Genomic DNA, 25,909 nt, shown 5'->3' with positions numbered 1-25,909 from the left:
CCAGGTTATTTAGATGAAGTCCGTTTCCCTTTGATTGCTTTCTCGCAATCTGTCCATACGGTTTTAGCGAAGTGTTGACGGGGTATGCTGAGGACGTAGCGGCGTTGTTCACCTTTAGGCCCGATTGGCTCGTTGAGCCACTTTTCGAATGAGTCGCTCATGATTTACTCCCAATAAAAAACCCCGCATTTAGCGAGGTTCATTGAGTTGTGCTTGGTTAGAATATCTTGAAGTATTTATTCATTCCGCGCTCACCCTCATCCATTAAGCTCCACCCGAGTTCATTTCGAGTGATATGGGCGTTAGCTTGCTCGGCATCGTAGAAGTGATTGACCTTTTTTAGCTCGGCAATAAATCTTGCCGTGGTAACCACTTTCCTTCCATTTGGCTCTATCTGCACTGCATCCATGAATGCGCTATGTACATCAGCCCGGCGCGCCATTACTTCTTCTCTGGCGGGGTGTATTCCATTTTACCCATCGTTCTACCCGCTTCCCTGTAGTGCTTCACTCGGTCACGAAAATACTCACGCAAATGCTCTGGCTGCTGGTCCTCTATTTGAGCAGGGATAACCGGCATGTTGTAGCGCTCTTTGAATGCAACGCCTGATGCGGCTAAGTCCACAGCCATCTTGTCTTTGTCGTCTTGCGGTATATCAGCGAGATTGTAGCTCATGGATTCCTCCTATTCGTTTGGAGGAGTATAGCGCGGTTACCGATACACTTCGCCGCAAACAAGCACAACGTCGGGCCTGCGCTCTTTAATCAGCGTTGATATTTTCAAACATTCGGATTGAGTGGGGTAGATGTCTTCTGTGACTGGTATGGCGTTGCAACTATCGTTAAAGCAGGAAGTAGTGAGAAGAACAAAGCCGATTAGCATTAGTCCTCCGGACAATTTATTCTTTTTACGAGCGACTCATACTGCATAGCAATCGTTTCGGTATCTGGAGTAATTTCATCGAACATGATTAGAAGTGCTTCTTTCTGAATGACCTCTGCAACCTCCTTCACCATGCTATTTTTCACCCCAGCCATGAATTTGGCTATTTCACTATCCTCCGCTGGTTTGGCTTCTAGATATAATAGTGTACCATCTTGAAAGTTATCCCAATCAGACTGGTCATGCAGACAAACCAATCGCGCCGTTCGTGTTCCGTCAGAGTCATAATCACTCAACACAATTTTACCAATCGGCTCCAACGCTTTCAACTCTGCAAGTTGCTCACGCAGTGATAGCAGTTCAGCATTTCTTGCTTGCCACCCCTCCCATGCCATCGTGTGATCTGTAGCGATGTAGTTACCAAACCTGTTTCGCTTCATGTTCAGCGGGTGCCATATGTTAGCGTACCAAGTTTCAAAATCTTGGCGGTCTACTTCTTCTTCACTCAGCATCTGCATTCCCCTCCACAGCGGTGGCTCGTTGTATCGTCGCAGCCATATCAGTTAAATCATCACCGTAGATGAAGAAAGGCTCTGACTCTTGGTAGTTACAGCTAACGCACATGCTGATTACGTAACATGGGTACTGTTCTGGCCCCTCTTCAAGCCATCGTTTTGAGATAACTTGCTTGTCATTGTGATAGTCATAGAAATAGTTATTACGCAGCCAGCGTTTATATGCTCTTGCGTCTTTGAGATACGATAGCCGGTCTGTTAATTTATTAGGCATCTGCATTCCCCTCTACCAGAGTGAATGTTTTGCAGCCACAATCGGGGCAGCAATTATCCGTCCAGCCGCTTTTATTCCGCTTTCCAACCAGCTCATCTTTAGCGTGAGTTTTCCGGCAGCGGCGACATTTGAATTTTTGCATCACTCCCCCTCTACCGTGAAACCGGCTTTGATAATCTGTTTTTTACTAAACTCAACGCCAGCTACCCATGCTTCACATTGCTTTTCTGAATACCAGTGAGCGATATGTGAAACCGCAGCAATATCACAATCAGGGAATGCAACAGGCTTACTCAGCTTCTCGTTTGCCGCTGATAACGCTGTTTCTGCTGCCAATAATTTAGTATTTATGTCTGCTATTGAGTTCATCAGTCGTGTAATTTGGTACTCAAGTAGCCCACCAACATTAGTTTTCCCTATATGTTCAGCCCATTCATTATTTTGCAGAAGCGTGATGATATCTCCGACATCAGAAGCTAAGTTAGCGTATACATCACGCTCTTTCTGCGCCCCTTCCAGTTGGGCTATCAGCTGCTCTATCCGTAAATCACGCCATGCAAGCTCTACTGCAATATCTGACTTGCTGTGTAAATCTTCCGCGGTCATTGCATGAATATGTACACCGTAATGGTTCGTTCCCATCACGGCCTCAAGTCTTACTTCGGTGTCGTATTGCTTTATCTCAGACATAACTGTTTCCTCAGCAGATTGCTGTAATGGGGTGGGGGATTAGGCTGCCAGTCCGTTGGTAGCAAGTGACAATTTCAGATTTGAGTTAATCCGCTCAGCAGTCCGTTGCGCTATAAATGGGTTTTTAATGACTTCGTTGTAAGGGGTAATCCATCCGTGGTGTACTTCTGAGTAGACTAGAGTTATGCAGCCAACAGTGATGTTGTCGTGAGAGTGGGTCATTGCGCCCTCCATTGCTCCCCGAACACAAATCCCAAATCGGTTAAAACGCTATCCATTGCTGTTATAAATTCAGGAATGTGCTCATCGAACTGGCGCATCATCTCCTCGTCACGATCCAGTGTGACATGGTGAATTGCCTCTCGTTTCATGCGTGGGTCGTAGTTTGCAAAGTGCCATCCTTGGCGGCCTGTCACCCACATGCTGAATTGGCACTGAGCGATGTATTCAGGTTTTATTTCACCATTAACGCGAAAATCTAAATAAACTGGCGTAGTGAACGGGCATTTAATTTCTAGCCCATTGCCATCATCAACTAACCCGTCTGGGCTGGCTGCCGTGCGCATACCTTCATCCTTGAAGATAATTGGCACGGTAGAAACCTGCTTACCGGTGGTGAATTCAAATAGGCTTCTTGCCTCATCTTCGTGGTTATTTCCCCACTCCAATGGCTTGCCGAAAATCTCAAGTGATTGCCCTGTACATACTTCAGCCACCAATTCCATTAAGTAGCCTTTCTTTTTCTCACCCCAGCCTTTACCGCCTCGTCCTGTTGCGATAACACAATGCGCTCTTGATGCCGTAATCACCCCAAGGCGTAACGCTTTCCATCCCTCACTACCTTGCTCCAGATTTCTTGCGTCAATCCCTGTGCGCTGCAAGATAACGTCATAATCAATCATGCTGCCGCCTTAGTTGTCTGAGTAGTTAGTAGTGAAAGTGCTGTTTTTGCCTCAGCTTCTGTTAGCTGGTTTGCTTCAGTGATTGGGCGTTTAAAACGCTTAGAGAGGTAAGGTAAAAAGGTATCCCATGCTCCATCACGGGGTAGCATTGCATCGTTGATTGCTTTCAGTGTTTCGTCAGTGGCGGGGCTTACATCCTTCTCAACCCCGCGTTCGGCTGCAAAGTTAATTCCCTCGCCACCTTCGGTATTAACGTAATCAATGGCTTGATCCAGTCGCTCACGGCGGGGCCAGTATTTAGCGGCCTGTTTAACCACTGTTTTTAGGATCATTTGTTCTTCATCGGTAGACCAGGGTGAAGGTTTTCCGCTTTTATACGCCTCAGATCTGTCTCGAATGGCATAGACATCTGCAATTCGCATGGTATTAGTCAGGTAGTCGCCATCATCTGTTTTGACGACACAATAAACACCGACCATTTCACCGCGTTCTTCAGCCGTAGCAAACTCGTTAAATTCATGCTCTGGCGCTCGGTCGATACCAACCCGTTTAAACTTATCGTTCTTTCTGACGATTGCTGACTGGCACCACTTGATAGCGCCAGACTGTTGAGCGATATGCATCAACCCCATGTAGCTTATGTCGAGACAAATCTTTCCCTTGCGTGGGACTAAATAAGCGAGCTTTTGGGCGGGGTTTAGCGTTATTCCAATGGCTGATACATTCATTACTGCACTTCGAGTTGATAGCGGATTCCCTGCCGCGACCTTCGCAAGGTATTCATTGCCGCTAAACGCCTGCATGGCGAATTCCATTTCGCGCTTGAATGCTATTGTTGGCTCTGAACATACAGCCTGAAAATCTTTCTCTAGTGGCTGTAACGTTCCGTAAATTACATCAATATTGCTAGCCATTATGCCGCCTCATCGTGTTCAGCCAGTCGCCGCTGTATTTCCAGCGCCTGTTGCCATTTGGCATTCTCAAATAGGACGTTGTAGAGTGCGGTGTCGAGTCCCTCGAAGTCGTACTCATCAACTAAAATATTGAAAGCTTCACGGTCGAATTCAGGAAGGTGTTCAAAGGCTTTAATTAGGTTATGAACCCGCAGTGCCTTTTCCTGCCTCTCTGCGACTTGTCCAGCTTGCTCTAAGTCTTGCTCGTTCAATGAGCTATAAAGATTCCGTGCTTCGGTAATGTCTGTGGGTGTCATAGCGGATTACCTTTCTGTTGAAATATGCTGAGAAACCAGCGGATCCACGGATTGGTGTTTTTAACTTTTGGCTGGTGTTGGCAATAGCGACCCATGACGGCATCGCCAGTTAGTACGAATTGGTACATGAGTGGCTCCTGACATTTAAGTTTGATTAGTAAGTGATGCGAACTGAGGCGATGAGGTTCTTAGCGATAGCTGCTACACATTTCTGTGCACAATCTTCTGGCAATCCGTTTGCAATTAAGTCGGCTACTGCCTGGCGGTTAATGGTGCGACGGTGTTCTACGTCAGCCGCGCGCTTGGCATTTTCATCAGCAACACGCTTCTCTTCAGCTAAACGTGCATCTTCTTTCTGCTTGGCTTCACGTTGAACTCGCTCAGCTTCCTGCTGTGCTTTAAGTTTCTCGGCTGCGATAGCTTCCTGCTTCTCGCGCTCGACGCGTTCAGCTAATTCCTTGGCATCACGCTCAGCTTTGGCTGCGGCATCCTTGGCGGCCTGTTCCGCTCGTTCCTGAGCTAGTTTTGCATCACGTTCACGTTGTTCCGCTGCTTCAATGTCATGCTTGGCTTTTTCTTCAACTTCCCGCTTCGCTTTCTCTGCGGCCTGTTGAGCTATGAATTCTTCATGGGCTTTCCGCAGGCGTTCAACTTCATCAGCTTTCGCTTTGGCGTCACGGTCGAAAGCGTCATTCATCAGCAGAGCCATCTCGTGGGCCACTTCAATTTCTGCCGCTAACTGTTCAGCTTTCTTCTTGGCTTCAGCTTCCTCCTTTAACCGGTCCTGTTCAGCCTCCCACTCAGTCAGCGAGCGGCGCGTTTCGTCGCGTATTTCATCGCATTCAATGACAAATCGACGAAGTTCGGCCTCAATGATTTTCGGCTGCTCTTTTAGGTGGCGAAGGTACTCACGCCCCGGCTTTTCGATTGCTGTCTTGCTGCGTGACGCACCAGCGGCAAGTGATGCTATCCGTGCTCGGCCCTTTGCAGTCGACACATCAGGGACTTCATTAACTGCCTGACGAATCTGGTTGAGGTATTTATCAAGGCCGTTCGTGACGTACAGGGTCGGGTAGGATTCTGGCTTAATGTCGATTACCACCAAGCCGGTGTTTTCGTCTGCCATGCTCATTTCCTTGTGTTTAGCCCACAGCAAAACACCGACAGTTGTCAGTTCTTTACTCTGGGGATTGGTGGGGGTGGGGATTAACTACGTTTTTGGGTTGTGTAATCAGCGATTACTTGTCCGTCTTTCCCGAAATATTTAACCTGGTCAGTTGGGTGGCAGTTCTGCTTATGCTTATAGAAACGGAAGGTGTACGGCAGCCTGACGCTACAAAAATCACCCTCAGCAAACACCAGCGCGCTATGCGCAAAGCCACTTTCTGCAACCTCAGCCACTTCATTACCCCGACGCTCCAAGATATGCAGTTTCATTTTCGCGCTAACTTCATCAAAACATTCACACGCCATACATCACCTCATCTAGTGGTCTTGCCAAAGCTCACTAATAAGTAAGCAGTGGTAAGGTCACTCATTAGCGGTCACATAATTACCTCTCCAGTTTTGCGCCTGTTAACCATGGTCAGGCTCCTTATAGAATCTAGTGGTTTTATTGCTGCCACCGGTTAAGTGGCAGGGGTAAGGTCACTCAACTAAAAGAATCCAAGCAGAGCGCCGAGTGGGGCCACGAAAATACCGATAATGCGAGCTACCTGCATGCCACCCCACTCAGCAATGACAAATCCGTAGGTAACCATTTTGTAGATGTTTGCTATATATCCACCCACCGCCAGAAACATCAGCGCATAGAATCCAAAAATCAGCTTATCCATCATTCATTCCTCATTTACCCGCCAATAAAAAAGGCCACCTAAGTGACCTCTATCGTTCTGTTGCTTTATCAATTATTCTCTTGAGACGCCGTAACATCTTTTCGTATCTCTCTGGCTCGCTGCTCGGAAAGTGATAGCCGGGGTAAGTCATATATCCGATATCACTATACTCACACTTTTCTACAGGGTAGCGCTGCATGATTTTGGCCTTGGCTTCCGCATGAATCGCACCTTTCCTTGTGAGGTATCTGCGCCCCTTAGTTGGAGAGCGCCAAACTTTGGTTGTTTCTGCCGTGACCATTCTCTTACCCCTTAACTATGTGGTGGGCTTCTTTGCGAACGTTATGTTAGATGCCTGAACTGTCTTAACCACCTCAGGCGGCGGTGGTTCTGCTATTCCCCAACAGCAAAATCGGTTATTATTCAATCACCCCAACAGTAGAAGGAATTATACCGTGAACGATAATCGCATTATGGCGCAAGACCACATGCCACCACGGATGCAACCAAAACCGCAGCCGAAGCCAGCAACACCAAAACCGCCAGGCAGCAAACAATAAAATTAGGAAACAAATGGACAGAGAAGAACTGCTTTATAGAGTTGAGTACTCATATAATTTTGAACATCTATTCAGCACGCTAACGTGGCGAATAGATAAACTTATTTCCTTGGCTCTTCTCGTTCTTGGTTCTGCTGTCTTTTCCGGAGTCCGTGGAGTCTTTTGGTATGGTTTGGCAGTGGCGGTTTTAACGGCGATACAAATAACTTATCAGTATGCAAAATCATCAGAACATTCGTCGCGACAGAGTAGGGAATATTTAAAGATCCTAACTCTTGAAAGTCGTTATTCTGATGATGAATTGCTAGATAAGCTTGTTGAGCTGGAAGATAACGACCTTAAGCCATGGCTCATACTCTCTGACATATCCTTGGTGAGGACAAATATCAGAAAGGAATACCCAGAAGATCAAGACCCTCACCTGTCTCGGACTAAGCGTTTTATTGCATGGTTTGCTGGAGATAATCCGCGCCGGTGAACCACTCGAAGGATCGATGATGACCCGTAGAGATATAACCCCTAACCACGCTATTCCTCGCCCAACACCAAAACCGCCTAAACCCAAAGGCTGAATTTATCGCGGTAGTTAATTCTACCGCGCCGTAACGCTCTCACTCTTACGGAAGCCTGCTGCAAACTTAGCTACTTCAGGCAAACATAATCCGCCCTCAATTACCGGCTTGCGCTTGAACTCATATTCGAAGAGATACGAAGCGCGAATAATCTGCATCTTGTATGCCTTAACGCGACCAAATGCTGCTTTAGCAATCATCCGTAGCGGAGCAGGTGAGTAACCAGCGCGTCTAACTAGTGAGACTGTTTGGGTATTAAACTGATACTTGCGACCGACTGACATAGGGTTAGCGCTGGCATATGTCTGTTGCTTCGCTTTACGCTGCGCATCACGACGGCTGCGGCAATTTTCTTTGATAGTGTGCGGCTTAATCATGTTGTTCTCCTGAAGTAGCTTTGGTGGTGTGGTGGCCGGTGCTGATATATTCCGGCACATGCGCCTGTTCAGGGCGCAAACAGCCTCTAGCCAGAGCTTCCCCGTCCGTACCTTGTGTTACGGACACCTTTTTCGCATCAGCCTGCGCATTCACCACATCCCAAACCTATCTCGTTTGGTTATTTGCACTTTTCAGCGCTCGATTGAGTTTTAACTTCCTGTCTTACTTTTGGCGTCCTGCCGTTTCGATAGGATGATTATCACCATTAGTAATTTGATAGTCAACACTAGTGGTGATAAATAATTACTAATGGTGATTTTGATTTTGATTTTTAAGGTAATTTAATTTGAAAATAATTCAGACGTGACCCTCCGCACCCATCTATCAGGCGTGAAAAGTGTGCTAGATTGGGTGAAATTTATTCTGTGAAGGGGCGAAATATGGATAGCGAACAAGAGTTTTTCGAGCAGCAGCGGCCGGAAGTGGCGCAAGTTATCGGTACTGCTGTGATGCAGCTACTAATAGAGAGTGGGGAAGTGTCGAAGGAGTCGATAGCTGAGATGATAGAGGTGCTGTATCAGGAGGAACAGGTAACTTTACCCGTCGAGCTAGCTATTGATATTCTGAGATTACCGCCAGAAGGCTGATTACAGGCACAAAAAACCCGGCAGCGGGGCCGGGTGATTATTTTATTCAGCGTTATCGTGATCTTCTGCTTCAGGAACTTTAAGGACAGGGTGAACCTTCTCAAGTAATGTTAGGAATTCATCATAACTATCACACGCTTTCATCAAGGTGGTAATGCCAGAGAATCTCTTCTGGAGCATTTCATTTCCAACGCCTTCAGAAAGAAACTGGTGCATTTTAGCTCCCTGTTTATTTGCTTTAGTACGCTCTTCCTTGAGTATGGCCCTAAGGTCTGGAGCCATACGATCATAAGTGATGTTATTGACGAGATGTCCGAAATACTGAGGTCTGCGCATATTCGCTTTAAAAGGAACATCTCTCAAACGGCATAATTCCTCAAAGAATTCAGGCGGGTAAGTTTTAACCCAAGGACGCATTTCTTTTGCTATAAATTGCTCAAGCAACTTAGCTAACTCGTCTCTTTCACGCTCTTTTTGGTATCCTGTGGCTTCATCAACAAGGGCAACCGCACCAACTCTTGCAAGTGCTTTATATAACGCCTCTGCTTTTCTTGCAGTAGTTAAGTGGTGTCTTTGTCGCAAAGCTCCGTCTCGTTCGGCAGCTAGCCAAACTTCGCAAAGTTCAGGCAGCAATGTTGCATCCAAACCGTATGCGGAACCTACCCCAGAAGTATTTTTAAATACAATTGGCTCGGCAATGGCCTCTCTTAATTCATCTGTAATGTATGGCTGAAGCTCTGTAGCCTGTAGAACATATGGTAGTTGCCCAGCATCCCCCCGAGGCACCCACTTAGGCATCTTAGATCCAACCGATACACCAAATGTTTCTGCCAGACCATTATTACCTTGCATGGATACTACTCGTCGCCCATCAGGTAGTACGGCACAAGAAACGCCTGTGGACATTAAGCCACTATGGGTGGGCTTTGGTGCAGATCGAACAACGGCGGAAACGGCTGCAGCCTTTTTGGATCGCTCTTTCTTATCCATAATATTCTCTTTCAGTGAGTAGTAAAAAAGATACTAGCTTACAATGACATTAGCTGTAAATAGTAGCTAATAAGTAATTTAGCTACTATATTTATCTTTCACAGTCAACTAACTGAAAAATAAGAATAATGAAAAAACAAACAATTTGCAAAAAGTTAAAAAAGCATAATAATTTAGCTTAAAATGCATTTAGCTATTATTGTGATCATTAAATGAAAAAGGCCGCCTAAGCGACCTTGATGACCCACCCCTCTATGGGCTAGCAGTGTTTTCGGTAAATATGAATATTATCAATACATATCCCACTGATGTTCAGTCCTTCACCCAGCAAGTCAAGCATACTCACTGCTACAAGCGAAAGGCTCACTATGCTTACTGCGACTAAAACTGTAGGAATCACATACTCTTTCATTAATCCTCCTTGAAATGTGAGCTAGCAGTGGGTTAGCTGAATGTCTCTTCGGGCCACTGAGCCTTAACTACCTTCCCGATGATCCGGCAGTTGTCATTGCATTCAATGCTTTGATAGCGAGGATTGGGGTTTAGAGGTTCCAACCATGGCTTGCCATCCTCCCAAACGAATTTCTTGAATGTCACCTCGGTATCGCCATAAATACCAGCCACGCAGAAATCACCAGGTTCAACATCTTCGGCTGGGTCAACCAAGATCAGCATCCCCTCCGGAAAACTTGGCTTGCTTCCTGGCGGGGCAGTCATGGAATGCCCAGACACTTCAAGCCAAAATGAATCGTTACTTGCTTTTCTAGTTGTATCAACCCAGCACTTTGCATCAGCCTCACGAAATGATCCAACAGCAGAGAATGCCCCCGCTTGAACCTCAGTAAGCACCGGATATGTATAGCGTCTTACTTGATTACCATTTTGATCTACAGCCTCAAACATTTCAGCTATTTCTCTAGCTAGTGAGGGGCTGAATTCATCAACTTTAATTCCCAGCGCCTTAGCAAACTGAGCGGCATGGGTCGCATTTATGGCGTTAGACCCATTTAGTAATTGAGACACTCCGCTTTGCCCCATGCCCATTTGCTCAGCCAATGTTTCTTGCGAAAGGCCGAGGTCGTTTTTTTTAGCGTCAAAGATTAATTTCAATCTTTCTGCGTCAGCTAACTGTTCGTTTGTTAAAGGCTTCTTTTTCATACGCTAAATTTATCACCAATAGGAATATGCGCCAATCACCATTAGTGTTGACACGTTCATTACTAACAGTGATAATTGATATTGATTCACAAGGAGACCTTTATGGAACGAATCCCGTTAGAAGCGTTTGTGTCCAGTAAAGGCCAAGAGAAGACAGCTGAGATCTTTGGCATTCGACAGAGTGCAATCAGCAAGGCTTTGGCCTTCGGACGAAATATTACGGTCATCATTCATGATGATGGTCGCGTGGAGGCTGAAGAATTAAAGCCATTCCCAAATAACAAGCACTTAGCTGCTTAATCACCACCCGCATTAAACACTTCAATCGAGCGCTGAAAAGTGCACCAGCAAAAAACTAATCACAAGTGGCATTAGCTACGGCTTTGTCACGTAACAACATCTAACAAGGGAAGAGTACGCAATGGAACGTGCACAGAAACGCACTAACGCAATTGAATTGGAAGTACAGGTTATGAATGGCATCAGCAGCAAGGGCCAACTGGAAGCCGCTAGGCACGTAGGTGTTGACCGGTGCCAGATAAGCCGCTGGATATCAGGCAAGGACAGCATGTTGAGCAAGTTCTGCCGGTTGCTGGAGTTTGCCGAGATTGAGAAGCCTGAAAACATTCTGGCAATAGCAGGGAATGAAGCAAGGGAGATAGCAACGACACTTCGAATGATGCGGTTGTTGATTAACCCGCAAAAGCAAAAAGCCCCGGCGGTAACCGAGGCTTCAGAACAGCAAATAACTATGTCGTTTTAACTGGACAAAACAACAGGAGTAATTATGCGAAAGAAACAAAGAAATAGCAATAGAAGCGATGTTACTCAGCAGCGTTCTGCAAAGCCAGACGAATTAGTCATGGTCTGTGTGGACAACCCAATATTCGGTCACAAGCGCGTTGAGAAATTCAAGGAGCTTAAGGCTATGCAGGGGAAAGCCAATGAGTAACGCTATCGATTATAACAGCAATGTCTCACCTATCAGGCCTCATCTGGAGGTCGTGGAGTGTCGTGTGGCAGATACCAATGATGGCTTCATCATGCTGGCCATGGAACTTTATGAGGAGCTTATAGGCGCTAATCTGACGAAGAATCAAGCCAAGGTGGTGCACGCTGTATGTCGCAAGACTTATGGCTATAAAAAGAAGATGGATCGCATTGCCGACAGCCAGTTAGCAATTCTATGTCGAATCAGTAGAGAGAAGGTCTGCACTGCAAGAAACGAACTGATTGAGATGAAAGTCATCCTTTCAGATGGTCGAAAAATAGGGCCAAATAAAAACATTTCTGAGTGGAAAATTCCGGTAAGCACCCGAATAGGTAACATTGTTACCAAGAAGGATACAAAAACTGTTACCGACTTGGTAACACCAACTGTTACCGACTTGGATACACACAAAAGAAATACTTTAAATAAAAAAGAAACTACCCCTAAATCCCCAGAGGGGACTTTGGTTGAGAAGGATAAATCAAAAACCAAACAGTCAGCATCGTCAAAGTTCACATTCGACCGTGAGCGTTTCAAAGAAACATGGAACCAAAAAGCAAATAAGCACGGCTTGCCTCGCATAGTAAGCATCAGCACCACTACCGAGAAAGGGCTTAAACGCCTGTATGAATCCCACCTTAAGCATTGCAAAGAAACAAAGCGCATCCCGCGAGACATGGACACCTTCATCAATGGATACATAGAGTTCGGTTATACGCCAAGCTCGTTTGCGATGGGTGAAAATCCGGCTGGTAAGAAATACGGGATAGATACTGCTCTAACCCAAAGGATCATCGACCAAGTTATTAGTCAGGAGGCTTAACATGGACAGTTACGACTTTGAAGAGCAGTTGATTGGCTCGATGATTATCAAAGGCGATCACATCGACTGCCATGAAATCACCGGCAAACTTCCTGCTGACGCTTTTGAAAATTTCCACCTACGCAGCATGTACAAGGTGATCGTTGCCCTACTCAGCAAGTGTGAGCCAATCGACCCGTTTACTATTCAGGACGCGGTTCCTGATTCAACCAAGGGAATGGTTCTTACAGTTTCCTCGCGTTGCAAGTCTGCGGCAAATATCAAGGCGTGGGCCAAGCGCGTTCGTCAGTGTTGGATGCTACGCAAGGGTGAGTCTGAATTCCTCAGAGCGGCAGAAATCCTGCGCAGCGCTGGATCTCACAATATCAACGAGTGCATAGCGGAAGTATCAGGAATTGTTTCTCGTTTGCAGTTTGAGACGAATGACAAGGTTCCCCGCAGAGTGGGTGACATGCTGGACGATTACATGCAGGTTCTGGAAAAGCGAATGCAAGGTTCTGAGTCTGGACTCTATCTGAAAACCGGCATTGAACCGATGGACGAAGAATACGGCGGCTTTGACCGTACTGACCTGATCATCATCGCCGGACGCCCCGGAATGGGTAAGACTGAATTGGCAATAAACATTGCTAACTCAATCGGCAGGCAGAAGGGGAGAGGCCTTATTGTGTCGATGGAAATGTCCGATATGCAAGTTGTTGAGCGTCACGTTGCAGATCGTTCCGGGCTGGCAATTGGGGCTTTACGCAATCCACTAGGGATGATTCAGGAGCAATACACCCGGCTAACAGCAGCGACAGGCACTCTGCTGAACGAAAATAACTATGTCATCGACGGGTCTTTCACCGTTGACGAATGTATAGCGCACGCTGAGCGAATGAACATGGATGGAGGGTTGAGTTTCCTTGCGATTGATTACCTTGAACTGATGAATTTGCCAAAGGCTGATCGATATGACCTATCCATTGCAGCAGTGACCCGCAAGCTGAAACAATTCTGCCTTCGAAATAAAGTCCCGGTCATTCTCCTCGCGCAACTTAACCGTAATGCGGAAGGCCGGCAGGAGAAGCGCCCGAACATGAGTGATCTCGCTGGATCAAGCTCTATCGAGAAAGATGCAGACGTTCTTATCTTCCCGTATCGCGACGAGGTTTATAACAAGAACAGCAACATGAAAGGGCTGGCAGAAATCATTATCGGCAAATACCGCTCTGGCAAACCAAATACGTTTTACATGGGCTGGCGAAATGGTCACTTCACTAACATTGATCAGGAAGATGCTGCGAGACAATTTGCTGCTAATGAAAATGAGCCTAAACAGGCTGCCAACTGGCGCTAATTCGAGGAAATCATGATGGACATAACTAAATCGCGGGAAGATTTTGAAAAGTGGGCAAATAGACTTCCATCCATATCCATTACTGGTCGCTTAGAACGATGCGGCGAAAACTATGTTGATGATTATCACACGGTATTTTGGCTAGCTTGGAAAGCCAGCCGTGAAAGCATTGAGGTGGAGTTGCCGAAACGACAGTCACTCTACGCATCTGGATATGGTGATGGTTATTTCGTCCCAAGTATTTCAGGCGAAGGTTTGGAATATGACGAAGTAGTTGAGGCCCTCCGCACTGCCGGTATTCGAATCAAGGGAGAGAGTGAATGAGTGAACTAGCCAATCAAATAATTGACGTTTTCAAGAAATACAAAGAATGGCAGGACGATAATGTAGGTGCTGGATACCCAGTGCAAATGGCTACGTGGAGCATTCGAAACCACTTGGAGAATGAGCACAAACAAAAATTCAGTTGCGCCGATATCAGAAAGGAAATTAAAGGAATGCCGGCCATCTGTCTGGACGAATACTATTCACGCCGCGGCAATTCAGTATGGAGATACACAGTATGAAAGAGTTAGATAGTTTTACTGTAGAAGAGATTGAAGAAATTATAAGTTCCTGCCAGCAAGAAATTCACAACACGCCAACCAGCGATGAGTTTCCTGTAAGCCCTCGATTACTGCTTTCACTAGCCCGAATCGCGTTAGCTGCAAAGAGGGCTGAGCCTGTTGCTTGGAAATGGCGTGGTGCAGTTGGTGATATTTGGACGGAGAAAAAAGAAAGGGCTGATTTCGTTACGAAGTTCTGTCCAGAATTGCCCGTGACTGAACTCTACACCACCCCACAGTTGAACTCTCCGGAGATACCGCAAGGTTGGATTAAGTGCAGTGACCGGATGCCTGAAAATGATGAATTTGTGCTTATCTGGCCGCTTCCTGATTTTGGGGTTGATCTGCATGTTGGCCAGTATATTAAATTCCATAAGAAAGGACCGGGATGGTTCGCTCAAGTGTCCGAGCAAAATTATGGCGTTGAGTTTTATCCCATCACTGTAACTCACTGGATGACACTACCCGCCGCTCCGGAGAGTGAATAATGGATAAACAAATAACCCTGTCCAAGAAGCAATACCGCCAACTCTGCGACGCATACATCAACACAGTAAACATGATGCCCCAACTCCTGATGATTACACCTCTTCAAGATGACAGGTCACCAGATGCTTTGTATGCGCTACAAACGACAATACAAACCGTTCAGCAGCAACTGAAAGGAGTAGTTGATGGTTAATCAAAAATATTTACTTCTAAACGAAAGCATCAGACAAAACGCAATAGCAGCCATCAGAAACACACCGCTCGATTTCAAATCTCCCAAAGAAGTAATCATCCAGGAACCCAAGCGAAGCCTTCCACAGAATAACAAAATGTGGCCGCTGCTTACTGACATTGCCGAGCAGGTTTTCTGGCATGGAGTGAAGTACAGCAAAGAGGACTGGAAGGATTTAATCACTGACCTTGTAGCAGAAACCAAGAAGCAGGAACGCAGACAGGCACCGGGCATTACTGGTGGCTATGTTCGCTTTGGTCATCGCACAAGCCAGATGAGAAAGAGCGAGATGGTAGAAATTATCGAGGCTGCTTACTGGTTCGGCACTGAGCATAACGTGAAGTTTAGCGATGATGCCAAGCGAGATGTGGAGTGGGCCAACCGGTTCGGTGACAAGGGGAAGGTGGCAGCATGACCGGAATAACAGTAGCGCTTTACATGTTTGTCGCTGGCATTGTCTGCGAATTTACCAGCACTCAATTACTGCGAATGGGGAAGGCTAATGTGTATATCACATCGCTATTGGCTGGGCTGCTATGGCCTTTATTTATTGCATGGGCGCTGATATGGAGGATTGAACGTGAATGAGTCGATATGTCAGTTCAACACAACTCGCACTAGATAATCTCAAATTCAAAGTATCCCACCGAACCAAGCCAACCAAACCAATCCCCGCCAGCGAAATACCCACATATGACCACATATGCGTTTTGCTGCAAGCAAAATTCGACAGAGTAAGGAGAACGCGATGTTAACGCTTAAGCACTTTCTCGATAGGCCAACATGGGCCGCCGCCGCTGGTTATGACTTCAATATCATTGATTGCATGTCATACGCCGCCGCCAGATACGGCGATATCTGGTCAACCCTACGAGACCATATATTGGACTTTCCCGATATTGAGGTTCGCGAGGTGCCGCTATCGATACTGATCATGCTTGCCGGATTATTTGGGATTGTTGTTTACCCATTCATATTCTGGATATTTGGCATAGCCCTCAACGTTCGATGCCGGAGAGACAGAGCTAAATACCATGGGCAGCCACAACCTGAGATTGTTCAAATAAATCTGCGTAACTGGTTGAATAAATGCGAGAAGAAATTCAAAAAAGGCGGGCGCCATGCTTGAACTACAGCGCTCCGTCTGCGCGCTCTGTTTCAAGCCAATGACTGACGGATCTATTTACGCTCATCAGAAATGCATTGATAAAGCAGCGAAGGAGAAAAGAGATGGCGAACTTACGCAAAGAGGCTAGAGGCCGCGAGTGCCAAGTTAGGTTACCAGGTATCTGTAACGGTAATAACGAAACCGTAGTGCTGGCCCACTACCGGCTATCGGGAATATGCGGTACCGGAATCAAGCCGCCTGACCTTTTCGGCGCATGGTGCTGCTCTGCGTGTCATGACGAAATAGACCGGCGTACGCACATTATGGATATCGAGAGTGCGCACTTGGCTCACCTGGAGGGAATGGTGAGAACGCAGGCAATCCTACTGTCGGAGAATAAGGTGAAGATATGACCGAATATCACATAGACCTACCCTGGCCGCCAAGTGTTAACACATACTGGAGACACGCAAGGGGAAGGCACTACATCAGCGAGAAAGGCACCAAATACCGACAAGCAGTAATCGATACCATCAAGCAGCTAAACCTCGATATCAACACCTCCGCACGACTCAAAATATCAATATCAGCACACGTACCAGACCGCCGCCGACGTGACTTAGACAACCTGCAAAAGGCCGTCTTTGATTCGCTGGTGCATGCGGAATTCATGCAGGACGACGAGCAGATAGATGATTTCAGGGTTAGGCGGAAACCGATTGAAAAGGGTGGGCGGTTATCAATATCAATTACTGAACTGGAGGTGGCATGAGCACTGATACCGAAAGTGAATTAAGTAATGTCGTCGCCTTCCCAGAAAGAAAAGAAGATATGGCTGATGAACTGGCGATGCGGCGCGATAGCGGGAAGAAGATTCATTGCCATCATGACGCCGTCTGGGTTGATGAGAAAGAGAGAACCTTGCGTTGCCGTCGATGCGATGCTCTGGTTGAGCCGTTCAACTACCTGCTTCACCTCTGCGAAACCGAAAATAGATACATGGAGAACGTTAAATATCTGCGACGGGAGGAAACACAGCGGCGGCAGAATATCGAAAAGCTGATTCAGATAGAGAAAAATGCAAAGGCCAGAATAAGAAAGGCTGGATGCAAAGAACCTCTCCCGCTATGGCAAAACGAAAGGGTGGAATCATGAGACTGGAATCAATAACGAAACACTTCTTCGCTAAATCTACGATGATTAGTGACTCTCCACGGGCAACGGCTTCTGATTCACTTACCGGCACCGATATCATGGCAGCTTTAGGGTTGGCAGACCTTAAAAGCGGCTTCGGGCTGGAATTGTTCTTGGCAAAGCAGGGGATCAGTAATCCGCATCGCGCCGTGGAAAGTCTTACTCAATATGCGCTGAAAGAATCCGTTAAGTACAAAGCAATCTCTAAGCTCGATGAGGATATTAAACAAAGCGTCGTGCAAACTCTCGCAAGATATGCGTTTGCTGATTATGCGCGGAGTGCTGCTAGCGTTCGTGAGTGCGAATGCTGCAAGGGGGAGGGGTTTACAGAGTCAGAGGTGTTCACAACTAAAACGTCAATGCCACTATTCAACAGGGAGATCGTTAAAGGCTCAATTAGCTTTGGAATTGAGGGATTCCGGCCTTCTGAGTATGAAGTTCATAGGGATCTGCGTGAAAAAGTGAAATTGCTATGTAAACCGTGCGGTGGGAAAGGTGTGGTTTCCAACTCATGCCGGTGTAATGGGAAAGGCACTGTGGTGGACAAAGAGAAATCAGAACAACAGGGGATTCCGGTTTATAAAACCTGTGGGAAATGCTCAGGTCGTGGATATTCGCGGCTTAAGTTTTCTGACGTCTACGAGGCTATTAGAGAGCACCTTCCTGAACTGGCATCCAGCACATGCTACGAGAGCTTTAAGCCGCTATATGAGCTGCTGGTAACGAAATGCTTAATGGAAGAGGGCGTGGCTGATTCAATGCTTGCAAAAGTAACACGATAGAACACGATGGGAGCATGATTGCCACGGATGGCGACATTATAAAAACAAAGTCTTGCATTTACCGGAAAAATGGACTAGATTCATCTCTAACGGTGGTAATTGCATCCGTTGAGTTGGTAAACAAGATTTTGCGGCGGCACTTGTTAACCATAGATACCGCCGAGTTGGTCACTTCGACTTAGGTCTGGAACTCCAACCATACTGGCTGAGAGGTCGGTAAAATTAGAAGCCCGAGGTTAACGACTTGGGCTTTTTGCATTCTACATTCGCGCATACCAATTTTAAGGCTCACTTCGGTGGGCCTTTTTTATTTCCACTACACGCCCAGCCCGTATGGGAGGGGGAGATATGAAAATGCATAACAACCCTGACCTTATGGACATCATTACCCGATGGATAGCCGCACATCGTCCCGAGTTGGGCTATGGCGGGATCGCTGGGATTATCGCCTGGTTACGTGGCCGGTATAACGAGAAGCCATGGCGTAGATGTTTTTTGGATGCACTGATGTGTGCTGCGATAGCTTTTGCGGTGCGTGACCTACTTAATTTCTTCGGGTTATCGACCGACCTCGCATACCTTTCAAGCGTAATTATTGGTTATCTCGGCACGGATTATTTATCCAGCTTGTTCAAGTGGAAAGTAACGGGCCGGCCGATTGAAGAAGGGAAGGGTAATGACAAGTAATTTCAGATTCAGCCAGCGGAGTGAGGGGAACCTCAAAGGCGTTAATGCTGACTTGGTTAGAGTGGTTCGCCGCGCCCTTGAGCTTTCGGCTGTTGATTTCGGCGTTATTGAAGGTGTCCGCACGGTAGAACGGCAAAAAGAACTGGTAGCCAAGGGTGCCAGCCAGACCATGAATAGCCGACATATTACCGGTCACGCTATCGATGTATTTGCTTACCCTACCGCAAGTGGCTCATGGGAATGGAAATACTACGAACAGATAGCAGCGGCATTCAAACAGGCCGCTAAAGAAGTTGGCGTTCCTATTGAGTGGGGCGGCGACTGGAAGACATTTAAAGACGGGCCTCACTTCCAGCTTCCACACAAAGAATATCCGGCATGAATCGGGTGACGGCAATACTCATTGCTGTGTTGGTAGCTTCACTATTTGGGCTGACTTACTACCACTACCGAGTGCAATCACTTAACCGTGATGTAGTCGAATTAAAAGAGGTGGCCAAGCAGCAACAAGTCACCCTCGACCAGATAGAAACCCAGCGCCAAGCAGTAGCCGCTATAGATATCAAACACACCAAGGAACTAGCAGATGCCAAATCTGAAAACGAGCGCCTTCGTGCTGATATCGCTAATGGCACTAAGCGGTTGCAGCTCAACGCCACATGCACAAAGCCAGTGCCCAAAACCACCGGCCCCGCCAGCGTCACTGATGATGCCAGCGCCAGACTTACTGAGTCCGCTCAGCGGGATTATCTCAGTCTCAGAGAGCGAATCGGAATCGCAACCAGCCAAATAAACGGATTGCAGGCGTATATCAATAACGTGTGCCTGAAATAAACGAGAGAAACCAAAATGGAAAAAGAACACAGCTCTACCTTTGCCTATGATTCATCCGCATTTGAAAATGCAGCTAAGCCATTAATTAAGTGGCTAAACGATAATGCAAACCCTCATGCGTCTGTGGTTGTAGATGTAGGCAGCGCAACACTATTCACCGGCGAACTGTACGTCCATACCGATGAGTATTTGAAAGATTAAGTAGATAACTTCTCTCGATGGAGGTGTTCAGCCAGTTTCACTGGGCCTATCTTGCTGACGGGTAAGCCGTAAGTGGTGTAGCAACGCCGAGAGGAGTCGCAAAGCCGCGAACAAAGAACATGAAGGCTCAGTTTAACGACTGGGCCTTTTTTGTGTCCGCAATATCTCGTGCCATGCCCGGCACACTTCAAAGCATAGAGTCTTACAGAAACAAGCCTCGGAGAAATGCTGGTTTAGGCCGGTAGCCGTCTCTGTGCGCTGGCGTTTCTGGGCAACGAGGCTCGTTTCTATAAGGTAACTACCGATATGAATAATCCGTCAATTATTCCCGCCTTTGATTTTCGAGACATGGTTGTCATGTCAGAGAACAAGGTGATAACTACATCACTTAAAGTCGCTCAATATTTTGGGAAGCGACATAAAGATGTGTTAAGGGCAATTCGTAACCTGAAATGCTCCAGTGACTTCACCCAGCGCAATTTTGCGCCCATTGATTTCATTGATAAAAATGGTGATATCCAGCCGATGTATAACATCACACGAGATGGTTGCATGATGTTAGTCATGGGCTTTACAGGGAAAACCGCCACCGCCATCAAAGAGTGCTATATCAATGCTTTTAACTGGATGGCAGAACAGCTAAATCGCCGCATGTCTATCGGTGAAGAAATGCAGCATCGGTTTGCTATTAAAGAAACTCGCTCAAAACTGAAAGGCACCATTGGTAGTCGATTAATGAATGAGCGGAAGAAAGAAAAGCCCATTCTTGCTGTAGAGCACGAGCAAATCATGAAGATTACGGCCCCTGCGATGCTAGCCATTATGGAAGGCAAGTAACAATTACAAATTGAGAGCCACTTTCACAACGGCTCTTAATAATCACATGTTAAACGGTTAAGAGAGATAACAATGACCGATAAAACTGAGTTTGCTCGCGTCGTTCCAGCAATGATTCAAGATAAGGCTAGCGATTGGTTGCTTGGAAAGCTTGATGAAGAACTTGATGCGTTAAGAGATCTGGGAGCGTCAGGGGTAGACATTACTGAAATTCTTCCTGGCTCTATCAGAGGAGCAAAGTTTAGAGCTGAGTTAATTAGAGAAACATTCATCGCACAGTATTCAGACGAGAAATAAAAATGGCAAAGCTCGTAACTCAATTCAATTGGAAATTTCCCTCATTCGAAGAAGTCATTCAGATTGGGATTGATGTTGAAAGTGAAATGACAGGATTGCCGCTTAATGCAGTAAACGCATTCAAATTTACTGAAGAAGTGAAAAAGAGAGTGGGCAATTTGATTGTGGTAGAAATCAGTGATTAAGGATTAAACAATGGCTAGGCCAACCAAGTATCAGAAGGCGTATGCCGAGCAGGCTCGCAAACTGTGCTTGCTTGGGTATACGGATAAAGCGTTAGCAGACTTTTTCGAAGTAAACGAAGCCACAATTAATCGTTGGAAAAAAGACCACAAAGAGTTTTGCGAGTCCATAAAAAAGGGAAAGGACATTTCTGACGGCAATGTGGTTGATAGCTTGTACCAGAGGGCTATGGGATTCGTTGCTCCCGACCTCGACATTCGAGTTATCAACGACAAGATAGTCAAGACAGAAATCACTAAGCATTACCCGCCTGATACCGCAGCCGCCATATTCTGGCTGAAGAACCGACAGAAGAAAACTTGGCGCGACAAGATAGATCACGGCATAGAAGGCGCTGATGGCGGCCCCGTTCAGGTTGTCAACTTCACGCCTGCCGATTACGCAGCCGCCTCTAAAGCACTGGAGGACAAACTAGACGGGTTGGATTGATATGGCAAAAGTTATTGAGTGGGATGACTTGTCATTTCTTGAGCGCCTGGCGCTAAAGCGTAAATCCGCAAAATCGTTTCTTAACTTTACCCGCATTTGGTTTGAACTGATTCAAGGCGATCGGCTACTAGTTAACTGGCACCACCGGCTAATGGCCTCAAAGATTGATGACTTAATCGCTGGGCGTCTTAACCCGCGCAACCTGATTATTAATATTCCACCTGGCGGCACAAAAACAGAATTCTTCTCCATTCACTTCCCGGCATACGTTAATGCCCTTGTTCAAGAGGGCCAGTTAAACCGGTTCAGAAACTTGAATGTGTCATTTGCCGACACACTGGTTAAACGCAACTCGCGTCGTACTCGCGACATTATTGCCAGTAAGGAATACCAAGAGATATGGCCTTGCTCGTTTGGTGTTAATCAGGCTGAAGAGTGGGAAATACTCAATGAACGCGGTCGCTCGACCGGACAGACGATATCGCGCTCAAGCAATGGGCAAATAACCGGTGGGCGTGGTGGTTACTACGGTGAAAAGTTCTCAGGCGTTGTAATGCTTGATGACTACAACAAGCCGGTAGACATGCTGAGTGAGTCGCGCAGGAATAGCGCCAACACCCTGCTAGTTAACACCATTCGCTCTCGGCGCGGGGATAAGTCCAAAGAGCATCCAACGCCGTTCTGTTCGATACAGCAGAGACTGCACACCAGTGACGCTACAGGCTTCATGCTAACTGGCGGGATGGGGGTTGATTTCCACCATGTCGCGATCCCTGCGTTGTTGAATGAAAAATACATTCAAGGGCTAGCTGAACCTTGGCGTTCACTGTGCTGGGAGACGGTAAAAGATACCGAATCAGTCGTTATCGGTGGTGAGCGTTATTGGTCGTACTGGCCGCAAATGGAATACGTTGGCGACCTTGCGGCTCTGTGGGAAAAAGACCGGTACACATTCCTGTCTCAGTACCAGCAGAACCCAATGGAGTTGACTGGCGGCATCATTGATACCAGTTGGTTTCAGACTTACCAGAAGCTCCCAGCACTTCGATATAGAGCCGTATACGTTGATACAAACAGCGGAAAGGTTGGCGACTTCCTTGATTACACCGTTTTCACACTTGTTGGGATGGGCGTTGACGGGAACCTCTACATTATCGAAGTGGTTAGAGGCCGTTGGGACCCTGAGGACATGCTAAAAAAAGCAGAAGAACTTTGGGACAAATGGAAACCGTTTAACGCCTATCACCCGAGACCTCTCACTAAGATGGCAATCGAGGATAAGCAAGCAGGTCAGGGGTTAATAACCACTCTGAAGAAACGCAAGTCTATTCCCGTGCATGAAATCCCGCGCGGAGCCGGTCAAAACAAGATTGTCCGCTGCCTGAATGTCATCCCTCAAATAAAAACTGGGAAAGTATACGTGCCTGCTACTCACGATGAGACGGGGGCGGCGATCCCATTCGTTTATTACGACGATGACAGCGTTGCTGGTTCAACAAGTTGGGTATTAACAGCCCTTACTGAGTGCGCCGCGTTCTCGGCTGATGATAGTCATGACAACGACGATATTCTCGACACGTGGATGGACGCCATCGACGACAACCTTATTTCGGGGGTAACTCCGATGCGTATCTCACAAGAAACTTTGAGGCGAGCTTAATGTGGTGGTTTAAAAAGAAAGATGAAGCCGCCGAAGTTAAACCGGTTGGCAGTGATGAAGAAACTAAAAGCCCAATCGGTACGAAGATACATAGTCAAACAATGGCACTTGCTGCAAAGCCAAGGAGTGAGCCAGAAAGACCAATTGAAGCATATGAGCCACCACCTGGTGTCATACCTGATAGCGTTGGTAAAAGTGCAGCAATGGCGATGGACTCCACGCCTTATGGTTATGTTAACCAAGTATTCGGCGCTGTTGGCTTCCCTGGCTATCCGTACCTTAGTCAATTGGCGTTGCTTCCTGAGTATCGGAATATGGTTAGCATTCGTGCCGAGGAAATGACGCGCAAATGGATTGAGGTTAAGTCAGTTGGCGATGAAGATAAAACAGACCGGATTCAAGCAATTGAAGAGGCCTTAGTCAGATATCGCGTTCGTGAGAAATTTAAGGAAGCAGCCGAGCATGATGGCTTCTTTGGGCGCGCGCAGATCTATATCAATATTCGCTCACCAAAAGGCACTCTTGCGACATTCGACCCGGTAGAGCTTCAGTCTCGATTGTTCCTGTCGAACAAGAAAATAACGAAAGATAGCTTGGTTGGATTTCAAGTCATTGAGCCTATATGGACTTACCCAGGCGTATACAACGCAGATAACCCGCTGAGTGAAGATTTCTATAAACCGACATCTTGGTATGTCATGGGGAAAGAGGTTCATAGTAGCCGGTTGCTGTCGTTTATAAGCCGTGATGTTCCTGATGTTTTAAAGGCGGCCTATAACTTTGGCGGCCTCTCGCTTAGCCAGATTGCCGAGCCATATGTAAATAATTGGCTCAGAACGAGAGATAGCATCTCAGACATGATCCACTCGTTTTCCATTACCGCCATCAAAACCAACATGCAAAACACCCTTTCGGGTGTGTATGACCAAGGATTCTTCGACCGGCTCGACTTGCTTAACCAATGTCGAGATAACCGTGGGGTGTTGGCACTGAATGCTGGGAATGGTCAAGATGGAAGTGGCGAAGATTTAATTCAGGTTAACACTCCGCTAAGTGGACTTGACGCATTACAGGCACAAGCACAAGAGCAACAAGCAGCGGTCAGCAAGACGCCATTAGTTAAGCTTTTGGGCATTACCCCAAGCGGATTAAATGCGTCGTCTGACGGCGAGATTAGAGTGTTTTATGATGGGATTAAATCAGAGCAAGAATGCATTTTCCGCGACCCGTTGAAAGTGATTTTCGACATCATCCAGCTTTCTGAGTTTGGTGATATTGATCCGGAAATTACGTTTGAGTTTGTATCTCTGTATGAGATGTCAGACAAAGAGAAAGCGGAAATACGCAAGATTGATGCCGATGCAGATGCTGTTCTAATAGGTGTTTCTGCCATTTCAATTAATGAATCTCGCGAACGCCTTGCAGCTGATCCTGATAGTCCTTATCAATCGTTGGAGATAACCGATGAACTCGACGAAGAAGAGGACGACGAAACCAACGACATTGAAGCGGGTACAACCTAACGCCGGAGTGCATGCCTGGTACCATAAACAACTGACTCAGCTTGTCGATGAGATGAACGAGTCGGTTGGGTACTGGCTGAAAAGTGGATACAAGACAGCGCTAGCGGAAGTAGAAGAGGATAGGCAAAAGTCTACGCAACAAGTTATTGCTATAGATGCCAGCCCTGTAAAGCTACTGCAAAGCGCTATCAAGAAGTTGAGTCGGCGCTGGCAGAAAAGGTTCGATGATATGGCCGACAAGCTGGCTGGTAGATTTGCTGACCGGTCATTGCGAAACTCTGATGTGTCTCTGTCGTCTGCTTTAAGTGATATCGGCGTTACCGTTAAATTCACTATGACCAATGAAATGAATAACGCGCTTCAGTCGGTCATCGGTGAAAACGTAAATCTGATTAAGTCGATCCCCGAGCAATATCTAACGCAAGTCGAAACAATGGTTATGCAGTCTGTAGGCCGAGGCCGTGATTTGGGCCATCTAGCTGAAGAACTGCAAAAGCGATACGGAATAACTAAACGCCGCGCCGCAACCATAGCCAGAGACCAGAACAATAAAGCTACCGCAACCATGCAATCAGCAAGGCAGCAGGCGCTGGGGATTACAGAAGGAATCTGGCATCACTCGCATGCAGGGAAAACTCAGCGCGCATCACATGTGAAAGCTGATGGGAAACGTTTTGAGTTATCCAAAGGAATGTATCTTGATGGTGAGTGGCAACTTCCCGGTGAAGCCATTAACTGCCGGTGCACATGGAGTGCTATAATCCCTGGGTTGGATTCGTAAAAAATCGAGGCCATTATGAGTAATAGAAGGCATGGCGCAAGAAAACTTAAGCAAATGAAAAATGATGAAGTTATTTTCTCTGCGGTAAATAAAATGGTTCAAGATATTCTTGATCGCGAGTCGGTGAAAAAGTCTATCGACAATCAGAGTGATATTTTTTCTAAATTAATAAAGTAATTCCCCACTACAAAATCAAGGTCGCTTAGGCGGCCTTTTTTATTGCCTCAAATCCGAGATAGAA

47 protein-coding genes are annotated in these 25,909 nt (G+C 46.6%); 29 read left to right on the top strand and 18 right to left on the bottom strand.

Going from position 1 to position 25,909, the window contains the following annotated elements; translation table 11 throughout:
- Positions 1 to 5: 5 nt before the first annotated feature.
- The 14 genes from V1955_RS13180 to V1955_RS13115 all read right to left on the bottom strand — a co-directional run bounded on the left by V1955_RS13180 (position 6) and on the right by V1955_RS13115 (position 6,311).
- Positions 6 to 161, bottom strand: coding sequence for a hypothetical protein (locus tag V1955_RS13180; protein ID WP_442821018.1), 156 nt, complete (start codon positions 159 to 161; stop codon positions 6 to 8).
- Positions 162 to 217: 56 nt separating this feature from the next.
- Positions 218 to 442 (bottom strand): hypothetical protein, encoded by a 225-nt coding sequence (locus V1955_RS13175; RefSeq protein WP_442821017.1) that lies wholly within the window; start codon positions 440 to 442, stop codon positions 218 to 220.
- Positions 442 to 675 carry a DNA polymerase III subunit theta gene (locus tag V1955_RS13170; protein WP_442821016.1) on the bottom strand — a complete coding sequence of 78 codons (234 nt, stop codon included), beginning with the start codon at positions 673 to 675 and terminating at the stop codon, positions 442 to 444. The genes V1955_RS13175 and V1955_RS13170 overlap by 1 nt, the downstream gene beginning before the upstream one ends.
- A gap of 206 nt (positions 676 to 881) precedes the next feature.
- Complete coding sequence (locus V1955_RS13165; protein ID WP_442821015.1) at positions 882 to 1,394, bottom strand: hypothetical protein; 513 nt, start codon at positions 1,392 to 1,394, stop codon at positions 882 to 884.
- The gene (locus V1955_RS13160) at positions 1,384 to 1,671 is read right to left on the bottom strand and encodes a hypothetical protein (RefSeq protein ID WP_442821014.1); all 288 of its coding nucleotides are present in this window, start codon (positions 1,669 to 1,671) and stop codon (positions 1,384 to 1,386) included. The genes V1955_RS13165 and V1955_RS13160 overlap by 11 nt, the downstream gene beginning before the upstream one ends.
- Positions 1,672 to 1,812: 141 nt before the next feature.
- Complete coding sequence (locus tag V1955_RS13155; RefSeq protein ID WP_442821013.1) at positions 1,813 to 2,361, bottom strand: hypothetical protein; 549 nt, start codon at positions 2,359 to 2,361, stop codon at positions 1,813 to 1,815.
- 39 nt (positions 2,362 to 2,400) lie between these two features.
- Positions 2,401 to 2,583, bottom strand: a complete 183-nt coding sequence (locus V1955_RS13150) for a DUF1317 family protein (RefSeq protein ID WP_442821012.1) — start codon at positions 2,581 to 2,583, stop codon at positions 2,401 to 2,403.
- Positions 2,580 to 3,260 carry a lambda exonuclease family protein gene (locus V1955_RS13145; RefSeq protein WP_442821442.1) on the bottom strand — a complete coding sequence of 227 codons (681 nt, stop codon included), beginning with the start codon at positions 3,258 to 3,260 and terminating at the stop codon, positions 2,580 to 2,582. The genes V1955_RS13150 and V1955_RS13145 overlap by 4 nt, the downstream gene beginning before the upstream one ends.
- Entirely contained in the window at positions 3,260 to 4,177 is a 918-nt protein-coding gene (locus V1955_RS13140; protein WP_442821011.1) for a recombinase RecT, read from the bottom strand. The genes V1955_RS13145 and V1955_RS13140 overlap by 1 nt, the downstream gene beginning before the upstream one ends.
- Positions 4,177 to 4,473 carry a hypothetical protein gene (locus tag V1955_RS13135; RefSeq protein WP_442821010.1) on the bottom strand — a complete coding sequence of 99 codons (297 nt, stop codon included), beginning with the start codon at positions 4,471 to 4,473 and terminating at the stop codon, positions 4,177 to 4,179. The genes V1955_RS13140 and V1955_RS13135 overlap by 1 nt, the downstream gene beginning before the upstream one ends.
- A complete protein-coding gene (locus V1955_RS13130; RefSeq protein WP_256966774.1) occupies positions 4,470 to 4,601 on the bottom strand; it encodes a hypothetical protein in 132 nt (43 codons plus the stop codon). The genes V1955_RS13135 and V1955_RS13130 overlap by 4 nt, the downstream gene beginning before the upstream one ends.
- A gap of 26 nt (positions 4,602 to 4,627) precedes the next feature.
- Positions 4,628 to 5,599, bottom strand: a complete 972-nt coding sequence (locus tag V1955_RS13125; RefSeq protein ID WP_442821009.1) for a hypothetical protein — start codon at positions 5,597 to 5,599, stop codon at positions 4,628 to 4,630.
- An 80-nt stretch (positions 5,600 to 5,679) separates the two neighbouring features.
- Positions 5,680 to 5,946, bottom strand: coding sequence for a hypothetical protein (locus tag V1955_RS13120; RefSeq protein WP_442821008.1), 267 nt, complete (start codon positions 5,944 to 5,946; stop codon positions 5,680 to 5,682).
- Positions 5,947 to 6,128: 182 nt separating this feature from the next.
- A complete protein-coding gene (locus V1955_RS13115; protein WP_442821007.1) occupies positions 6,129 to 6,311 on the bottom strand; it encodes a hypothetical protein in 183 nt (60 codons plus the stop codon).
- 570 nt (positions 6,312 to 6,881) lie between these two features.
- On the opposite strand from V1955_RS13115, the gene V1955_RS13110 reads away from it, so the two are divergent.
- Positions 6,882 to 7,346, top strand: coding sequence for a hypothetical protein (locus tag V1955_RS13110; RefSeq protein ID WP_442821006.1), 465 nt, complete (start codon positions 6,882 to 6,884; stop codon positions 7,344 to 7,346).
- Between the two features lie 114 nt (positions 7,347 to 7,460).
- Here V1955_RS13110 and V1955_RS13105 read toward each other — a convergent pair whose 3' ends face one another.
- Positions 7,461 to 7,817: a transcriptional antitermination N peptide gene (locus V1955_RS13105; protein ID WP_442821005.1), complete on the bottom strand. Its 357-nt coding sequence runs from the start codon at positions 7,815 to 7,817 to the stop codon at positions 7,461 to 7,463.
- Positions 7,810 to 7,974 carry a hypothetical protein gene (locus tag V1955_RS13100; RefSeq protein ID WP_442821004.1) on the bottom strand — a complete coding sequence of 55 codons (165 nt, stop codon included), beginning with the start codon at positions 7,972 to 7,974 and terminating at the stop codon, positions 7,810 to 7,812. Before V1955_RS13100 ends, V1955_RS13105 begins: the two co-directional genes overlap by 8 nt.
- Before the next feature lie 284 nt (positions 7,975 to 8,258).
- Between V1955_RS13100 and V1955_RS13095 the strand changes: the two genes are divergently transcribed.
- Entirely contained in the window at positions 8,259 to 8,465 is a 207-nt protein-coding gene (locus V1955_RS13095; RefSeq protein ID WP_442821003.1) for a hypothetical protein, read from the top strand.
- 42 nt (positions 8,466 to 8,507) lie between these two features.
- On the opposite strand, the gene V1955_RS13090 is transcribed toward V1955_RS13095, so the two are convergent.
- Together V1955_RS13090 and V1955_RS13085 are read right to left on the bottom strand one after the other, a co-directional pair.
- Positions 8,508 to 9,455: a P63C domain-containing protein gene (locus V1955_RS13090; RefSeq protein ID WP_049678919.1), complete on the bottom strand. Its 948-nt coding sequence runs from the start codon at positions 9,453 to 9,455 to the stop codon at positions 8,508 to 8,510.
- Positions 9,456 to 9,899: 444 nt separating this feature from the next.
- Entirely contained in the window at positions 9,900 to 10,613 is a 714-nt protein-coding gene (locus V1955_RS13085; RefSeq protein ID WP_442821002.1) for a LexA family protein, read from the bottom strand.
- 102 nt (positions 10,614 to 10,715) lie between these two features.
- Between V1955_RS13085 and V1955_RS13080 the strand changes: the two genes are divergently transcribed.
- The 27 genes from V1955_RS13080 (at position 10,716) to V1955_RS12950 (ending at position 25,668) form a co-directional block, all read left to right on the top strand.
- Positions 10,716 to 10,913, top strand: coding sequence for a Cro/CI family transcriptional regulator (locus V1955_RS13080; protein WP_050072789.1), 198 nt, complete (start codon positions 10,716 to 10,718; stop codon positions 10,911 to 10,913).
- Between the two features lie 121 nt (positions 10,914 to 11,034).
- Positions 11,035 to 11,376 carry a CII family transcriptional regulator gene (locus tag V1955_RS13075; RefSeq protein ID WP_442821001.1) on the top strand — a complete coding sequence of 114 codons (342 nt, stop codon included), beginning with the start codon at positions 11,035 to 11,037 and terminating at the stop codon, positions 11,374 to 11,376.
- A gap of 24 nt (positions 11,377 to 11,400) precedes the next feature.
- On the top strand, positions 11,401 to 11,565 hold the full coding sequence (locus V1955_RS13070) for a hypothetical protein (RefSeq protein WP_442821000.1): 165 nt from the start codon (positions 11,401 to 11,403) through the stop codon (positions 11,563 to 11,565).
- A 64-nt stretch (positions 11,566 to 11,629) separates the two neighbouring features.
- Complete coding sequence (locus V1955_RS13065; RefSeq protein ID WP_442820999.1) at positions 11,630 to 12,427, top strand: replication protein; 798 nt, start codon at positions 11,630 to 11,632, stop codon at positions 12,425 to 12,427.
- A gap of 1 nt (position 12,428) precedes the next feature.
- On the top strand, positions 12,429 to 13,766 hold the full coding sequence (locus V1955_RS13060; RefSeq protein ID WP_442820998.1) for a replicative DNA helicase: 1,338 nt from the start codon (positions 12,429 to 12,431) through the stop codon (positions 13,764 to 13,766).
- Between the two features lie 12 nt (positions 13,767 to 13,778).
- Positions 13,779 to 14,090 (top strand): hypothetical protein, encoded by a 312-nt coding sequence (locus V1955_RS13055; RefSeq protein ID WP_442820997.1) that lies wholly within the window; start codon positions 13,779 to 13,781, stop codon positions 14,088 to 14,090.
- Positions 14,087 to 14,332, top strand: a complete 246-nt coding sequence (locus V1955_RS13050) for a hypothetical protein (protein WP_442820996.1) — start codon at positions 14,087 to 14,089, stop codon at positions 14,330 to 14,332. The genes V1955_RS13055 and V1955_RS13050 overlap by 4 nt, the downstream gene beginning before the upstream one ends.
- Positions 14,329 to 14,859 carry a DUF551 domain-containing protein gene (locus V1955_RS13045; protein WP_442820995.1) on the top strand — a complete coding sequence of 177 codons (531 nt, stop codon included), beginning with the start codon at positions 14,329 to 14,331 and terminating at the stop codon, positions 14,857 to 14,859. The genes V1955_RS13050 and V1955_RS13045 overlap by 4 nt, the downstream gene beginning before the upstream one ends.
- On the top strand, positions 14,859 to 15,053 hold the full coding sequence (locus V1955_RS13040; RefSeq protein ID WP_221870192.1) for a hypothetical protein: 195 nt from the start codon (positions 14,859 to 14,861) through the stop codon (positions 15,051 to 15,053). The genes V1955_RS13045 and V1955_RS13040 overlap by 1 nt, the downstream gene beginning before the upstream one ends.
- Positions 15,046 to 15,507 carry a recombination protein NinB gene (locus V1955_RS13035; protein ID WP_442820994.1) on the top strand — a complete coding sequence of 154 codons (462 nt, stop codon included), beginning with the start codon at positions 15,046 to 15,048 and terminating at the stop codon, positions 15,505 to 15,507. Before V1955_RS13040 ends, V1955_RS13035 begins: the two co-directional genes overlap by 8 nt.
- Positions 15,504 to 15,680, top strand: coding sequence for a hypothetical protein (locus V1955_RS13030; protein ID WP_174634471.1), 177 nt, complete (start codon positions 15,504 to 15,506; stop codon positions 15,678 to 15,680). Before V1955_RS13035 ends, V1955_RS13030 begins: the two co-directional genes overlap by 4 nt.
- Before the next feature lie 160 nt (positions 15,681 to 15,840).
- Positions 15,841 to 16,221, top strand: a complete 381-nt coding sequence (locus V1955_RS13025; RefSeq protein WP_442820993.1) for a hypothetical protein — start codon at positions 15,841 to 15,843, stop codon at positions 16,219 to 16,221.
- Positions 16,222 to 16,322: 101 nt separating this feature from the next.
- Complete coding sequence (locus tag V1955_RS13020; protein WP_042562425.1) at positions 16,323 to 16,613, top strand: DUF1364 domain-containing protein; 291 nt, start codon at positions 16,323 to 16,325, stop codon at positions 16,611 to 16,613.
- Complete coding sequence (locus V1955_RS13015) at positions 16,610 to 16,972, top strand: RusA family crossover junction endodeoxyribonuclease (RefSeq protein WP_442820992.1); 363 nt, start codon at positions 16,610 to 16,612, stop codon at positions 16,970 to 16,972. Before V1955_RS13020 ends, V1955_RS13015 begins: the two co-directional genes overlap by 4 nt.
- Entirely contained in the window at positions 16,969 to 17,355 is a 387-nt protein-coding gene (locus tag V1955_RS13010; protein ID WP_442820991.1) for a hypothetical protein, read from the top strand. The genes V1955_RS13015 and V1955_RS13010 overlap by 4 nt, the downstream gene beginning before the upstream one ends.
- The gene (locus tag V1955_RS13005; RefSeq protein WP_050300763.1) at positions 17,352 to 18,176 is read left to right on the top strand and encodes an antitermination protein; all 825 of its coding nucleotides are present in this window, start codon (positions 17,352 to 17,354) and stop codon (positions 18,174 to 18,176) included. Before V1955_RS13010 ends, V1955_RS13005 begins: the two co-directional genes overlap by 4 nt.
- 348 nt (positions 18,177 to 18,524) lie before the next feature.
- A complete protein-coding gene (locus V1955_RS13000) occupies positions 18,525 to 18,863 on the top strand; it encodes a phage holin, lambda family (protein WP_442820990.1) in 339 nt (112 codons plus the stop codon).
- A complete protein-coding gene (locus V1955_RS12995; protein ID WP_442820989.1) occupies positions 18,853 to 19,245 on the top strand; it encodes a M15 family metallopeptidase in 393 nt (130 codons plus the stop codon). Before V1955_RS13000 ends, V1955_RS12995 begins: the two co-directional genes overlap by 11 nt.
- Positions 19,242 to 19,697 carry a lysis protein gene (locus V1955_RS12990; protein WP_442820988.1) on the top strand — a complete coding sequence of 152 codons (456 nt, stop codon included), beginning with the start codon at positions 19,242 to 19,244 and terminating at the stop codon, positions 19,695 to 19,697. Before V1955_RS12995 ends, V1955_RS12990 begins: the two co-directional genes overlap by 4 nt.
- 15 nt (positions 19,698 to 19,712) lie before the next feature.
- Positions 19,713 to 19,898 carry a hypothetical protein gene (locus V1955_RS12985; RefSeq protein ID WP_442820987.1) on the top strand — a complete coding sequence of 62 codons (186 nt, stop codon included), beginning with the start codon at positions 19,713 to 19,715 and terminating at the stop codon, positions 19,896 to 19,898.
- Positions 19,899 to 20,204: 306 nt separating this feature from the next.
- Positions 20,205 to 20,735 carry a Rha family transcriptional regulator gene (locus V1955_RS12980; protein WP_442820986.1) on the top strand — a complete coding sequence of 177 codons (531 nt, stop codon included), beginning with the start codon at positions 20,205 to 20,207 and terminating at the stop codon, positions 20,733 to 20,735.
- Positions 20,736 to 20,807: 72 nt separating this feature from the next.
- On the top strand, positions 20,808 to 21,032 hold the full coding sequence (locus V1955_RS12975) for a hypothetical protein (RefSeq protein ID WP_263816446.1): 225 nt from the start codon (positions 20,808 to 20,810) through the stop codon (positions 21,030 to 21,032).
- 2 nt (positions 21,033 to 21,034) lie between these two features.
- The gene (locus tag V1955_RS12970; protein WP_145484380.1) at positions 21,035 to 21,217 is read left to right on the top strand and encodes a hypothetical protein; all 183 of its coding nucleotides are present in this window, start codon (positions 21,035 to 21,037) and stop codon (positions 21,215 to 21,217) included.
- A gap of 10 nt (positions 21,218 to 21,227) precedes the next feature.
- Positions 21,228 to 21,704: a terminase gene (locus tag V1955_RS12965; protein ID WP_442820985.1), complete on the top strand. Its 477-nt coding sequence runs from the start codon at positions 21,228 to 21,230 to the stop codon at positions 21,702 to 21,704.
- 1 nt (position 21,705) lies between these two features.
- The gene (gene terL / locus V1955_RS12960) at positions 21,706 to 23,364 is read left to right on the top strand and encodes a phage terminase large subunit (RefSeq protein ID WP_442820984.1); all 1,659 of its coding nucleotides are present in this window, start codon (positions 21,706 to 21,708) and stop codon (positions 23,362 to 23,364) included.
- Positions 23,364 to 24,887 carry a DUF1073 domain-containing protein gene (locus tag V1955_RS12955; protein ID WP_442820983.1) on the top strand — a complete coding sequence of 508 codons (1,524 nt, stop codon included), beginning with the start codon at positions 23,364 to 23,366 and terminating at the stop codon, positions 24,885 to 24,887. Before terL ends, V1955_RS12955 begins: the two co-directional genes overlap by 1 nt.
- 52 nt (positions 24,888 to 24,939) lie before the next feature.
- Positions 24,940 to 25,668, top strand: a complete 729-nt coding sequence (locus V1955_RS12950) for a phage head morphogenesis protein (protein WP_442821441.1) — start codon at positions 24,940 to 24,942, stop codon at positions 25,666 to 25,668.
- Positions 25,669 to 25,909 lie beyond the last annotated feature (241 nt).

It is taken from the genome of Yersinia sp. 2545 StPb PI (genome assembly GCF_052217125.1).
GTDB lineage: Bacteria > Pseudomonadota > Gammaproteobacteria > Enterobacterales > Enterobacteriaceae > Yersinia > Yersinia enterocolitica_E.
Note: the sequence above shows the minus strand (reverse complement) of the source record. Positions and strands in the feature narration are given on the sequence as shown.